We start from the raw sequence: 12,643 nt of genomic DNA, 5'->3' as shown, positions 1-12,643 counted from the left end.
AATCCGGTTTTCGGAAAAGATCACGCTTAAACCAAGAGATGGAGCCCATTCCGATTTGTCGGGATGGCACCAGGCTCTAAAGCGTGAACCCCTCGCCGAGATAGAGACGCCGCACATCGGCGTTGGCGACGATCTCGTCGGCGCGGCCATGCGTCAGCACCTGGCCGGCATGGATGATGTAGGCGCGGTCGATCAGGCCGAGCGTCTCGCGCACATTGTGGTCGGTGATCAGCACGCCGATGCCGCGCGCGGTGAGATGGCGGACGAGCTGCTGGATGTCGGCGACCGCGATCGGATCGATGCCGGCGAACGGTTCGTCAAGCAGCATGTAGGCCGGCCGCGTCGCCAGCGCCCGCGCGATCTCGAGACGCCGCCTTTCACCGCCTGACAGCGACATCGACGGCGCCTTGCGCAGATGGCTGATGTGGAATTCCTCGAGCAGCTCGTCGAGCGTGCGCTCGCGTTCCTTGCGGCTCTTTTCCACCACCTCCAGAACGGCGCGAATGTTCTGCTCGACGTTGAGGCCGCGGAAGATCGACGCTTCCTGGGGTAGATAGCCGATGCCGAGGCGGGCGCGGCGGTACATCGGCATCGAGGTGACGTCGAAGCCGTCGATCTCGATCGTGCCTTCGTCGACCGGCACGAGACCGGTGACCATGTAGAAACAGGTGGTCTTGCCGGCGCCGTTGGGGCCGAGCAGGCCGACGGCCTCTCCGGCGCGCACGCCAAGCGTCACGCCGCTCACCACCTTGCGGCCCTTGTAGCTTTTGGTCAGGCCCTTGGCGATCAGGGTGCCCTTGAACTTCGCCTTGTCGGCGCCGACCGTTGCCGGCGCGGACGGTTTTGCGGCCGCCCGTCCCGGAAGGCGGGCCAGCAGCGACGATACGCCGGCCATTAGTTGTTCGACGCTCCCTGCTGCTGCTCTCCTTGCTTCTGGGGTTTGAACGACATGATGACGCGAGGACAACCTTCGACATTGCCGAGGCCGCTTTTCATCTGCACGGTGAGCTTGCAGCCCTTGAGCACGTTGTCGCCCTGCGACAGCACCACTTCCTTGCCTTTTAGCACCAGCACCTGCGTCTTCATGTCGAATGTACCGGTGTCGCCGGTGGCGATCTGGTCGTTCGATTTGATATAGACTTTGTTCTCGACCACGAGGTGGTCGATGTTGGCGGCACCGGTCATCGCCGACGCGCCGGCCGCCGCGCCTTTGGGGGCGTTGGCATCCTTGACGTAGTAGACCGTCATCTTGCCGGACTTGAGCAGGGTCGGGCCCTGATTGACCGTCACATTGCCGCTGAAGACGGCCATGCTGTCAGCTTGACGAACCTCGAGCTTGTCGCTTTCGATCTGGATCGGCTGGTCGCCCGACAATTTCAGCCCGGGGATCTGACTGCTCGCGCTTGACTGCGCAAGCGAATTCGCCGTTCCCAGCAACAGCAGTGCGGAGGCTGCGCCCAGAAGCCACGCGGATTTACTGCGACGCATTCTCTTCTCCACTCTTAACCCCCGCCGCCTTCAGAGCGGCCGGATCGATGTTGACGCGCACACGGTTCTCGAAGACCACGACCTTGCCGTTCTCTTCCACCGACATCGAGTCGGCAGTGATGCGCGACCCGCCGCGGCTGACATCGACCGGATTGCTCGTCTTCATAGAGCCTTTGCCCATGTCTAGGAAGACCGATTTGAACTTGGCCACCATGCCGTCGGTGGTGGTCACCGAGACATCGCTGGTCAGGTCCATCGTGTTGGCGCCGCGATTGTAGATGCCATGCGCGGCATCGACGGCCACGACGTTGTCGCTGGCGACGGGCAATTTGGCGTTGATGCCGTCGAGGTCGATGATGTCCTGCTTGCCGACATCCTGTGTCGCCCGGGTCGCCGTCAGCGAATAAGGCAGTTTCTGCTTGGTGAAGCCGTTGAGCTTGGGATTGGCCATCACCAGCTTGCCGTCCGAAAAGGCGGTGCCATCGGCCTGCACCGAGACCGAAACCGGCGCGGCGAGATAGGAATAGACCGGAAAAGCGACCGCTATTGCCGCCGCGAGCAGCGGCACCGCGAACTTCAGCACGCGCACGCGGCGCGAATGCCGCTGCGCGCGGTCGAACGCGTCGCCGCGCGTGCCGCTTTCGCCAGCGGCAGCCGACACCATTTCGGCATCGCTCGTTTCGTCAGATCGCGCCAACATGACTGTTTTCTAATGAGCCCTTGCCCCGCCAAACACCGCTTATAGGTGGTATGCCGGCCCCCGCAAGCAAGCACAAGCGGAGGAAAACTGCAAAAATGTGACGGCTACTACCGCACGACTAGGACGAATTCGGCTGAACTGCCAGCCTTTCATAGCAGATAGGGCCTGGCTGCGTTAATTTTTCGTGAGGTCGCCGTCAACGTCTATTGCCGGGATCGCGACCGGCAGGAAACGGTAGCCGCGCGTGGGCGCTTGCTTTAAAAGCGTCTTTTCCCACCGATTGTGAGGCTGACAATGGCAATGAGAGCCGACGACCTGATCGACCGCCGCCGCTTGCGCCGCAAGCTGACATTCTGGCGCGTGGCCGCGTTTGTGGTTCTGGCGGCGGCGCTGATCGCCTTTTCGGCATGGGTCTATGACGAGGATTTTGCCGGCCAGGCGATCGATCACATCGCCAAGGTCAAGATCGAAGGCACCATCACCGAGGACGAGGAGCTGATCAAAAGGCTGGAGACGATCCGCAAATCGCCGACCGTGAAAGGCGTCATCCTGTCGATCGATTCGCCCGGAGGCACCACGGTCGGCGGCGAGTCGATCTATGAGGAAGTGCGCAAGCTTGCCGCCGACAAGCCGGTCGTGGCCGAGGTCGGCACGCTGGCGGCATCGGCCGGCTACATGATCGCAAGCGCTGCCGACCACATCGTTGCCCGTCAGACCTCGATCGTGGGCTCGATCGGCGTGCTGATCCAGTATCCCGATGTCAGCGGCCTGATGGACAAGCTCGGCATCAAGCTCGAGGAAGTGAAATCCTCGCCGCTCAAGGCTTCGCCCTCGCCTTTCAAGCCGACCAATGACGACGAGCGCGCCATGGTGCGCAAGCTCATCCTCGACAGCTATGACTGGTTCGTCGGCATCGTCGCCGAGCGGCGCAAAATGACGCATGAGCAGGCGCTGGCGCTGGCCGACGGTTCGATCTTCACCGGCCGCCAGGCCCTCGGCAATCACCTTGTCGACGCGGTTGGCGGCGAGACCGAGGCGATCGGCTGGCTGGCGACCAAGGGCGTCGACAGCAAGCTCAAGGTCGTCGAATGGAAGAACACAGAGGGGCGCGGCTACCTGTTTTCGAGGAGCATGACCAAAGCCGTCGCCAGCGCGCTCGGCCTGCCGGACGCCGGCGCCGATGTCATTCACGAGCTTGGCGCCGACCGCTTGTTTCTTGACGGTCTCGTTTCAGTCTGGCACCCTTGACAAGCCGTTGGGACGAGCCAAAAAAGCAATAAAATCATCCTGATAATTTGACCGCAGTGGTTTACGGGGAACGTTCTCATGATCAAATCCGAACTTGTGCAGATCATTGCTGCACGCAACCCGCATCTTTTCCTGCGCGACGTCGAAAACATCGTCGGCGCCATCTTTGACGAGATCACCGACGCGCTTGCCGAAGGCAACAGGGTCGAGCTGCGCGGTTTCGGTGCCTTTTCGGTGAAAAACCGCCCTGCCCGCACCGGCCGCAACCCGCGCACCGGCGAATCCGTCGAGGTCGAGGAGAAGTGGGTGCCGTTCTTCAAGACCGGCAAGGAGTTGCGCGAAAGGCTGAACGGCGGCAAATAGGCGCCGCGCCGGCGGGTCGAAACGACGTCTGGGCGCTCAAGCATGCCTCCCGGAAGTGGAGACCGGTTTCGGGATAAGGACATGCGCGCTTCAACCGCCTCACCATGGAGATCTGATGTTCAATCGCTTCGTGCTCGTCGTGGTCTTCGTGCCGCTGGCCATCATCCTGATTGCGCTTGCCGTCGCCAACCGCGGGCCGGTCGCCTTCACGCTCGACCCGTTCCATCCCGGTAATCCGGCGCTGACGCTGAACTTGCCGCTTTTCATCTTCCTGTTCCTGGCTCTAGCCGTCGGCATGGTCGTCGGCAGCATGGCGACCTGGGTGAAGCAGGGCCGCTACCGTAAGCTGGCGCGCCAGCGTGGCCTGGAGGCCGAGAGCCTGCGCCAGACGGTGAGCCGCGCGCCTGAGGCACCGAAAGGACCGGCGCTGTCCAAGCCGACGAACTGAACAGCGTGCCGTTACGGAGCCTTCAATGCTGACCATTTCGGCCGCCGAGGTCGATCAGGCGCTCACCTTTCCCGGGCTGGTCGAGACGCTGCGCACCGCCTTCCGCGACGGCGCCGTGCAACCGGTGCGCCACCATCATGCGGTCGAGCGGCCGGACGGCGCCGCCTCGACGCTGCTGCTGATGCCGGCCTGGACCGATTTCAACGCCGCCGGCACCTCGGCGGGCGGCCACATCGGCGTCAAGATCGTCACCGTGTCGCCGGACAACAACGCCATCGGCAAGCCGGCGGTGATGGGCCTCTATCTGCTGCTCGACGGCGTGACCGGCGAGCCGGAAGCGCTGATCGACGGCCAGCGGCTGACGCAATGGCGCACCGCCTGTGCCTCGGCGCTCGCCGCGTCCTATCTCGCCCGCGAGGACGCCTCGCGGCTGCTGGTGATCGGCGCCGGCGCGCTATCAACCTTCCTCGCCAAGGCGCATTCGGCGGTGAGACCTATCCAATCGATCCGCATCTGGAACCGCACGCCGGCCAATGCCGAAAAAGTGGCGAGCGCACTCCGCGCCGAGGGCCTTCCGGCGAGCGCGGCCGGCGATCTCGGAGCCGAGCTTGGCGAGGCGGACATCGTCTCGTCGGCGACTATCTCGACCACGCCGCTGATCAAGGGCGCGCTGCTGAAGCCGGGCGCCCATGTCGACCTGGTCGGCGGCTTCACGCCGCAGATGCGCGAGAGCGACGACGACGCGATTTCCCGCGCCCGCGTCTATGTCGACACCCGCGCCGGCGCCACCAAGGAGGCCGGCGACATCGTCCAGCCATTGGCTTCCGGCGTGCTGAAGCCCGAGGCGATCGTCGCCGACCTGCATGAGCTCGCGCGTGGCGAAAAACAGGGCCGGCAGAGCGACGCCGAAATCACGCTGTTCAAGTCGGTCGGCGCCGCGCTCGAGGACCTCGCCGCCGGCATCGCCGTCTACAAGGCGCTCAGTGCAAGGCAATAGGGGAATAGGGGAATAGGGCAATAAGGCAGTATGTGAACTGCCGGGGACGACGCACCCTACTGCCCTACTGCCCTACTGCCCTACTCACTCGGCCAATAGACACGCAGCCGATGACCATCCGGATCGAGCGCGACGAAGGTGCGGCCGAAATCCATGTCGGTCGGTGCCTGCAGGATTTTCAAGCCGCGCCCTGCCCAGCCGGAATGTGTGGTGTCGACCGCAGCCGCGTTGTCGACAGCAAGCACCAGCTCGCCGCCTCCGCCCGCCGCGGCTGCCGCCGGTTCGACGGTGTGTCGCGACCAAAGGCCGAGCTTGAAGCCTTTGTCGAGCACGAACATGACAAAGGTGGGCGAGGACTCGACCGGCTCGCGCCCGAGCAGCGATGCGTAGAACGCACCGCTCCGTTCCGGGCTGTCGACATAGAGGATGACGAAATTGGGCGTGGTCATGTCTGTCTCCAAGATGTTTGAACCTTAGTGACCCTAGACGACACCGCTGTCAGATTCTGGCAGCAGCTATCAACCGGCGGAGTCTCCCGGCGCGTTCCGGCCCGGTTTGTCGAGCGTCGTCCGCCATTCCTTGAGCATTGCCTGGCGACGGCGCGGATAACGGATATCGGTGACGGCGAGGCGAGACATGCGGTCGGTGCGGAAATGCCGGAAATCCTGGCGCATCTCGCACCACGCCACCATAACCCGCACCTTGTCGAAGAAACCGAGCGCGAACGGCCAGACCACGCGCTCCGACGCGGCGCCTCCGGCATCGCGGTAGAGGAAGCCGAGCTTGCGCTCGTTGCGGATCGCCTGCCGAACCACGCCGAGGTCGATCGCCTCGACACCCGCCGAACCCGGCCCGACCAGCAGCGTCGTGGCATCGAGATCCTCGCGCAGATCGTCCGGCAGCACTGCCGCGATCTTCGACAGCGCGTTCGCCGCGGCCTCGGCCAGCCGCGTGTCCGGCTGTTTTGCCACCCAGCGCGAGCCAAGCACGATCGCCTCGATCTCCTCGTCTGTGAACATCAGCGGCGGCAGCATGAAGCCGGGCTTCAGCACATAGCCCAGTCCCGCCTCGCCTTCGATCGGCGCGCCCTGCCCCTGTAGCGTCGCGATGTCTCGGTAAAGCGTGCGGATCGACACGCCCATCTCGCCGGCAAGCGCGCGGCCGCTGACCGGCCGGCGGTGGCGGCGCAGGATCTGGATCAGGTCGAGCAGGCGTTCGGAGCGGGACATGATCGGAGATTTGCCTGTTTCAACCGCGAGGTCCATTGCATTGCGACTGAACGGCGCCCGACCATCTTGTTGCGAAGGCGGAGGCCCTATGCCAAAAGCGGCCTGCCGTTCCGGAGATTTTTCTTGAAGTCCTTTCGCGACCGAAACCGCGACAACCGCCCGCGCCAGCCAGCAAAACCCGGCCCCGGCCAGCTGCCGCGCGGAATTGGCGCCTCGCCCGCCAATCGCCAGGACCAGAAACCAGCGCCGCGCTCTCTTGCGCGCCGCGAGGGTCCGCTGCCCGCCGAGCGTCTGCCGCTGATCCTCGAGATCGCGCCCAATGCCGACTACGCGCTGCTGGACAGCGGCGCCGGGGAAAAACTGGAGCAGTACGGCCCCTACCGCATCGTGCGTCCGGAGGGCCAGGCGATCTGGCAGCGAGCGCTTCCCGCGAAGGAATGGGAGCGCGCCGACGCCATCTTCACCGGCGACACCGACGAAGAAGGCATCGGCCGCTGGCGTTTTCCAAAAACGCCGCTCGGCGAAACCTGGCCGATGAAGCATGACGGCATCGACTATCTCGGCCGCTTCACCTCGTTTCGCCATGTCGGCGTCTTTCCCGAGCAGGCCTCGCACTGGGACCACATGGCCGGGCTGATCGCGGCGGCCAGGCGTCCGGTCAAAGTGCTGAACCTGTTCGGCTATACCGGGCTTGCCTCGCTGGTGGCGGCGCGCGCCGGCGCCGAGGTCACCCATGTCGACGCCTCGAAGAAGGCGATCGGCTGGGCGCGCGAGAACCAGGAGATGGCCAGCCTCTCCGACAAGCCGATCCGCTGGATCGTCGAGGATGCGGTGAAATTCGCCGAGCGCGAGGAGCGCCGCGGCAGCCGCTACGACATCGTCCTGTTCGACCCGCCCGCCTATGGCCGCGGTCCAAAAGGCGAGGTCTGGCAATTGTTCGAGGACTTGCCGGGCCTCGCCGACCTCTGCCGCTCGATCCTGACGCCGAAGCCGCTGGCGGTGGTTCTAACCGCCTATTCGATCCGGGCTTCCTTCTTCGCCATCCACGCGCTGATGCGCGATACCTTCGCCGGCATGGGGGGCATGGTCGAATCCGGTGAGCTGATCATCCGCGAGAAATCGGCCGGCCGCGCGCTGTCGACCTCGCTGTTCTCGCGCTGGGTGGCTTGAAATGGTCGCTTACGACGGACACCGGCCGGTCGGCCAGGTCAAGGAAGTCACCAGCCTCGCCAATCCGCTGGTCAAGGACATCAAGGCGCTGGCGCTGAAGAAATTCCGCGACCAGCAGAACGCCTTCATGGCCGAAGGGCTGAAGCTTGTCATAGACGCGCTCGATCTCGGCTGGTCGATCAGGACGCTGGTGTTCGCCAAGTCCGGGCGCGGCAACGCGGCGATAGAAAAAGTCGCGGCGCGCACGGTCGCCGCCGGCGGCACCGTGCTCGAGGTCTCGGAAAAGGTGCTGGCCGCGATCACCCGCCGCGAAAACCCGCAGATGGTCGTCGGCGTCTTCGCGCAGCAGACGCTGCCGCTAAAAGGTATCCGCGCCACGGACGGCGATGTCTGGGTTGCGCTGGACCGCGTGCGCGACCCCGGCAATCTCGGCACCGTCATCCGCACCGTCGATGCCGTCGGCGCCAAGGGCATCATCCTGGTCGGCGACACCACCGACCCATTCTCGCTGGAGACGGTGCGCGCCACCATGGGCTCGATCTTCGCCGTGCCGGTCGCCAAGGCGACGGAGCAGGCCTTCCTCGCCTGGCGGCGCGACTTTCCGGGCCTCGTCGCCGGAACGCATCTCAAGGGCGCGGTCGACTACCGATCGGTCGACTTCTCCCGGGGCCCGGTGCTGCTCCTGATGGGCAACGAGCAACAGGGGCTGCCCGACAGCCTCGCCGAGAGCTGCGACCGGCTGCTGAGGATCCCACAGGCGGGTCGTGCCGATTCGCTCAATCTGGCGGTTGCCACAGGCGTGATGCTGTTCGAGATCCGGCGCGGCGCGTTGAAGCTCGACTCCGCTACCGACACGCGATGAGGACTGCCAAGTGAAATCATGGTCCCCTTACGCCCTTCTGGTCGTTGTCGCCATCGCGCTCGATCAGTGGATCAAGCAATTGGCCGAAAACGGTCTCGCCTTCCAGGAAAAGGTCGATCTCCTGCCTTTCCTGGCGCTGTTCCGCACCTACAACACTGGCATCGCCTTCTCGATGTTCTCCTCCTTCGGTGACACCGGCCTGGTGGTCATCGCCGCGCTCGTCGTCGCCTTCGTGCTCTATCTGGCCGTGCGCACGCCGGCCGGCCACGTCATTGCCCGGATCGGCTTTGCCCTGATCGTCGGCGGCGCGCTCGGCAATCTTATCGACCGCGCCGTCTACGGCCACGTCATCGACTACATCCTGTTCCACACGCCGGTCTGGTCCTTCGCAGTGTTCAATCTCGCCGACGCCTTCATTTCCGTGGGCGCGGCACTAGTTGTCTTCGACGAGCTGATCGGCTGGCGGCGGGAGACCAAACCTCAGGACCCAAGCAATTGACCTCGAGCTGCCATCGCCCCAAAGTCGGCCCTTAGGCAATTCCAAGGAAAACGTGCAGCGGTTTTCCAACCGCAGCCGCATGAACAAATCGCCAGAACCGAGGAGACAAAAGTGTCCGATACCTTCAAAGCCATCCTCGTTTCGCGCGATGCCGAGAAGAAGCAATCGGTCGAGGTCGTCGAACTTACCGAAGCCGAGCTGATGGAAGGCGATGTCACCGTCGCCGTCGAGGCGACGACGGTGAATTACAAGGATGGACTGGCCATCACCGGCAAGGCGCCGGTTGTGCGCCGCTGGCCGCTGGTGCCCGGCATCGATTTCGCCGGTACCGTCATCTCCTCTTCCCATGCCGACTGGCGCAAGGGAGACAAGGTGATCCTCAACGGCTGGGGCGTCGGCGAGACGCATTACGGCGCCTATGCCGGGCGCGCTCGCGTCAATGGCGACTGGCTGGTGCCGCTTCCCGAAGGCATGAGCCCACATGATGCTATGGCCGTCGGCACCGCCGGCTACACGGCGATGCTCGCCGTCATGGCGCTGGAGCGGCACGGCATCGTTCCGGATCGTGGGCCGGCGGTGGTGACGGGCGCCGCCGGCGGCGTCGGCTCGGTCGCCGTCTCGATCCTCTCCACCCTCGGCTACCATGTCATCGCCTCCACCGGGCGTAATGCCGAAAGCCCTTATCTGATCGACCTCGGCGCTGCCGAGGTGATCTCGCGCGAGGAACTCAGCCAGCCGGCCAAGCCGCTTGCCAAGGAACGTTGGGCCGGTGGGATCGACTCCGTCGGCACCCACACGCTGGCCAACGTGCTGTCGATGACGTCCTATGGCGGCGCGATCGCAGCTTGCGGCCTGGCCGGCGGCATGGACCTGCCCACGAGCGTCGCGCCCTTCATCCTGCGCGGGGTCTCGCTGCTCGGTATCGATTCCGTCATGGCGCCGAAACCGGTCCGCCTCGAGGCGTGGCGCCGCATCGGCACCGATCTCGACTTGAAGAAGCTGTCGACCTTGTCGCGGTCGATCGGCTTCGACGGCATCATCGGCGCCGCGCGCGACATCGTCGACGGCAAGATCAGGGGCCGCGTGGTCGTGGATATGTAATGCAATTCCAGGAAGTGTCCGGCGGTTTTCCGTCCGGAATTGCCCTAAAACAAGGCAAAACCCGCGGGAATCCGCGCTGAAACCTAAAATTCGAACGATCCGCCGCAATCTTCCATAATCTCTGTCTGGCAAGGTTTCCGCATGTTCGCGGACTCCGGCATCAGGAAGGGCAGCAAGGCCGCAGGCGATGACGGGTTGGACCTCGGCGCGCCGAAGCGGCAGCTGCTTGCCGCGCCGCCGCTGGTCCCGACATTGCCGGCGGACAACCGTGAAGGCCTGCCGTTCCTGACGATCGTCGCCATCGCCGTGTTGGCCGGGCTGGCGCATCTCACCGGCGCACCGGCCTTCATCACCATCGGCCTCCTGGCGACGGGCCTCGGCGGCCTCGCCATGCATCTGCGCAACCGGCGCACCGAGCATCGCGCCGCAGCACTTCTCGATGAGACCGCCGCCCGCAGCCGCGCCGAGATCGAGACGCTCGCCGATCGCATGTGGGAGATGCAGGAGAGCGAGGAGCGTTTTCGCGGCCTGATCGATGCGCTCGGCGATCTCGTCGTCCATCGCAATCGCGACGGTCACATCGTTTACGCCAACAAGGTATTCGCCTCGCTCGTCGGCACCGACCAGCGCGACCTCGCCGGCAAGACGCTTTCCGAACTCGGCATAGACGTCGGCGTGGTGCCCGATGCCGCCTTCTCGGACCATGAATGCCTGAGCTCCACCGATGTCGCCATCCGTACGCCGAACGGGCCGCGCTGGTTCTCCTGGATCGAGCTCTCGGTGCGCGACAAGGATACGGGCGCGGTGTCGCACCGGGCGATCGCCCGCGACATCACCGCCCGCAAGCGCGCTGAATCCTCGCTGATCACCGCCCGCGAGCGGGCCGAATATGCAAGCCAGGCCAAGTCGCGCTTCCTCGCCACGGTGAGCCACGAGATCCGCACGCCGATGAATGGCATCATGGGAATGGCGAAGCTGCTTGCCGACACCGACCTCTCGCCCGAGCAGCGCACCTATGTCGGCGCCGTCTCCACATCGGCGAGCGCGCTGCTGGCCCTGATCGAGGACCTGCTCGACTATTCCAAGATCGAGGCCGGCCGCTTCGACCCCGAGCCTCAGCCGACCTCGCTGCGCGAGATCGCCGACAACATCATCGAGCTCCTGGCGGCGAAGGCCTTCTCCAAGAACATCGGGCTCGGCTGCTATGTCGAGCCCGACGTGCCGCAGATGATCACCGCCGACCCGGGCCGGGTGCGCCAGGTGCTGCTCAACCTGATCGGCAACGCCGTCAAGTTCACCGATGCTGGCGGCGTGCTGCTCACCGTCGCGCGGGCCCGCACCGAGACCACCGATCGCATCTGCTTCACCATCGCCGACACGGGTCCCGGTCTGCGCGAAGAGGACATGGAGCGCATCTTCGAGGAATTCGAACAATCCGACGGCACCTCGACCAGGGTGCATGGCGGCGCGGGTCTCGGCCTCGCCATCTCGAAGCGCCTGGTGATCGCCATGGGCGGCACGATCTCGGTTTCGAGCCGGCTCGGCGAAGGATCCGAATTCGTCTTCGACATCCCGGCCACCGCGGCAACCGAGCCGCCGCCGCATCGCCAGAACATCCTCTCGGACCGGCGCGCGGTGATCGTGTCGAAGAACGCGGTCGAGGCCGATGCCATCGCCCGCGCCATCCGCGCTCACGGCGGCGCCGTCGAGATCGCAGCGACGCCCAGTCAGGCCGCCCAATACGCGGCCGGCTGCAACGTGCTTCTGATCGATGCCGCGCTTGAAAACAGCGACGGTCGTCTGCTCAAGCGCCTGCGCGAGAGCGGCTTTGACGATTGCGAAGCAATCACCCTGATCGCTCCGACCGATCGCGGCATGCTTGGCGAATTCCGCGCCAACGGCTACGCGACGTTTCTCGCCCGCCCGGTGCGCGGCGAAACGCTGCTGCGTGTGCTGTTGACCAGCCATGTGTCGGCACCTGCCGAGCCGCGGCCGGAACCACGCGGCGCCGCGTCCGTTCGCCGCCGTGACCAGGGTCTGTCCGTGCTGATCGCCGAGGACAATGACATCAACGCCATGCTTGCCCGCGCCACGCTGCTGAAAGCCGGGCACCGCGTCAAGATCGTCGGCAACGGCAAGGCCGCGGTCGAAGCCGTCACCGACGCAGGCTTCAAGCATCGCTTCGACGTGGTCCTGATGGACCTGCACATGCCGGTGATGGACGGGCTGGATGCGATCGCCGCCATCCGCCGCCATGAGGAGGCGCTTGCCGTGCCGCCGGTCCCGATCATGGTTCTTTCCGCCGACAGCCAGGAAAAGACGCGCCATACGGTTCTGGCCCACGGCGCCAGCGGCTTCGTCACCAAGCCTCTCGACCCCGATGCGCTCGTCCAGGCCGTCGAGGGTCAGGCTGCTGCGTAACGATTTTTTTAGACTTTCTCGAACGCCTTGGATTGCTTGGCTTTGACGGCATTAAGATAGCCGGTTGAGGGTATTGCCCAGCCGACGAAGTATTGCCGGGCTCGCCGTATCACGGTA

Annotated in this window: 14 protein-coding genes; 9 read left to right on the top strand and 5 right to left on the bottom strand. The window is 64.9% G+C overall.

Annotated elements, in window-relative coordinates:
• Positions 1-76: 76 nt before the first annotated feature.
• From lptB to lptC, 3 genes are read right to left on the bottom strand one after another with little or no spacing between them, the layout of a single operon-like run.
• Entirely contained in the window at positions 77-895 is an 819-nt protein-coding gene (lptB, locus tag QAZ22_RS10480) for an LPS export ABC transporter ATP-binding protein (RefSeq protein ID WP_278206690.1), read from the bottom strand.
• Positions 895-1,488 (bottom strand): LptA/OstA family protein, encoded by a 594-nt coding sequence (locus tag QAZ22_RS10475; RefSeq protein WP_278206689.1) that lies wholly within the window; start codon positions 1,486-1,488, stop codon positions 895-897. Before QAZ22_RS10475 ends, lptB begins: the two co-directional genes overlap by 1 nt.
• Positions 1,475-2,188: an LPS export ABC transporter periplasmic protein LptC gene (gene lptC / locus QAZ22_RS10470; RefSeq protein ID WP_278206688.1), complete on the bottom strand. Its 714-nt coding sequence runs from the start codon at positions 2,186-2,188 to the stop codon at positions 1,475-1,477. Before lptC ends, QAZ22_RS10475 begins: the two co-directional genes overlap by 14 nt.
• Positions 2,189-2,482: 294 nt before the next feature.
• Between lptC and sppA the strand changes: the two genes are divergently transcribed.
• The 4 genes from sppA to QAZ22_RS10450 all read left to right on the top strand — a co-directional run bounded on the left by sppA (position 2,483) and on the right by QAZ22_RS10450 (position 5,244).
• On the top strand, positions 2,483-3,436 hold the full coding sequence (sppA, locus tag QAZ22_RS10465; protein ID WP_278206687.1) for a signal peptide peptidase SppA: 954 nt from the start codon (positions 2,483-2,485) through the stop codon (positions 3,434-3,436).
• 78 nt (positions 3,437-3,514) lie between these two features.
• The gene (locus QAZ22_RS10460) at positions 3,515-3,799 is read left to right on the top strand and encodes an integration host factor subunit beta (protein ID WP_027165368.1); all 285 of its coding nucleotides are present in this window, start codon (positions 3,515-3,517) and stop codon (positions 3,797-3,799) included.
• Positions 3,800-3,914: 115 nt separating this feature from the next.
• Positions 3,915-4,247 carry a DUF1049 domain-containing protein gene (locus QAZ22_RS10455; protein ID WP_278206686.1) on the top strand — a complete coding sequence of 111 codons (333 nt, stop codon included), beginning with the start codon at positions 3,915-3,917 and terminating at the stop codon, positions 4,245-4,247.
• Between the two features lie 25 nt (positions 4,248-4,272).
• Positions 4,273-5,244 carry an ornithine cyclodeaminase family protein gene (locus QAZ22_RS10450; RefSeq protein ID WP_278206684.1) on the top strand — a complete coding sequence of 324 codons (972 nt, stop codon included), beginning with the start codon at positions 4,273-4,275 and terminating at the stop codon, positions 5,242-5,244.
• An 80-nt stretch (positions 5,245-5,324) separates the two neighbouring features.
• Here the strand turns inward: QAZ22_RS10450 and QAZ22_RS10445 are convergent, their stop codons facing one another.
• Together QAZ22_RS10445 and QAZ22_RS10440 are read right to left on the bottom strand one after the other, a co-directional pair.
• On the bottom strand, positions 5,325-5,693 hold the full coding sequence (locus QAZ22_RS10445; RefSeq protein ID WP_278206682.1) for a VOC family protein: 369 nt from the start codon (positions 5,691-5,693) through the stop codon (positions 5,325-5,327).
• A 69-nt stretch (positions 5,694-5,762) separates the two neighbouring features.
• Positions 5,763-6,473 carry a YafY family protein gene (locus tag QAZ22_RS10440; protein WP_278206680.1) on the bottom strand — a complete coding sequence of 237 codons (711 nt, stop codon included), beginning with the start codon at positions 6,471-6,473 and terminating at the stop codon, positions 5,763-5,765.
• Positions 6,474-6,596: 123 nt separating this feature from the next.
• Between QAZ22_RS10440 and QAZ22_RS10435 the strand changes: the two genes are divergently transcribed.
• The 5 genes from QAZ22_RS10435 (at position 6,597) to QAZ22_RS10415 (ending at position 12,526) form a co-directional block, all read left to right on the top strand.
• On the top strand, positions 6,597-7,643 hold the full coding sequence (locus QAZ22_RS10435; protein WP_278206678.1) for a class I SAM-dependent rRNA methyltransferase: 1,047 nt from the start codon (positions 6,597-6,599) through the stop codon (positions 7,641-7,643).
• A gap of 1 nt (position 7,644) precedes the next feature.
• Positions 7,645-8,505: an RNA methyltransferase gene (locus QAZ22_RS10430; protein WP_278206677.1), complete on the top strand. Its 861-nt coding sequence runs from the start codon at positions 7,645-7,647 to the stop codon at positions 8,503-8,505.
• A gap of 10 nt (positions 8,506-8,515) precedes the next feature.
• On the top strand, positions 8,516-9,004 hold the full coding sequence (lspA, locus tag QAZ22_RS10425) for a signal peptidase II (RefSeq protein WP_278206676.1): 489 nt from the start codon (positions 8,516-8,518) through the stop codon (positions 9,002-9,004).
• A gap of 111 nt (positions 9,005-9,115) precedes the next feature.
• On the top strand, positions 9,116-10,105 hold the full coding sequence (locus QAZ22_RS10420) for an MDR family oxidoreductase (RefSeq protein ID WP_278206675.1): 990 nt from the start codon (positions 9,116-9,118) through the stop codon (positions 10,103-10,105).
• 141 nt (positions 10,106-10,246) lie between these two features.
• Positions 10,247-12,526, top strand: a complete 2,280-nt coding sequence (locus tag QAZ22_RS10415; protein ID WP_278206673.1) for a PAS domain-containing sensor histidine kinase — start codon at positions 10,247-10,249, stop codon at positions 12,524-12,526.
• The last annotated feature ends 117 nt before the right edge of the window (positions 12,527-12,643 follow it).

This window comes from Mesorhizobium sp. WSM4906, assembly GCF_029674625.1.
Classification (GTDB): Bacteria; Pseudomonadota; Alphaproteobacteria; order Rhizobiales; family Rhizobiaceae; genus Mesorhizobium.
This window is presented reverse-complemented; position numbering and strand designations above follow the sequence as displayed.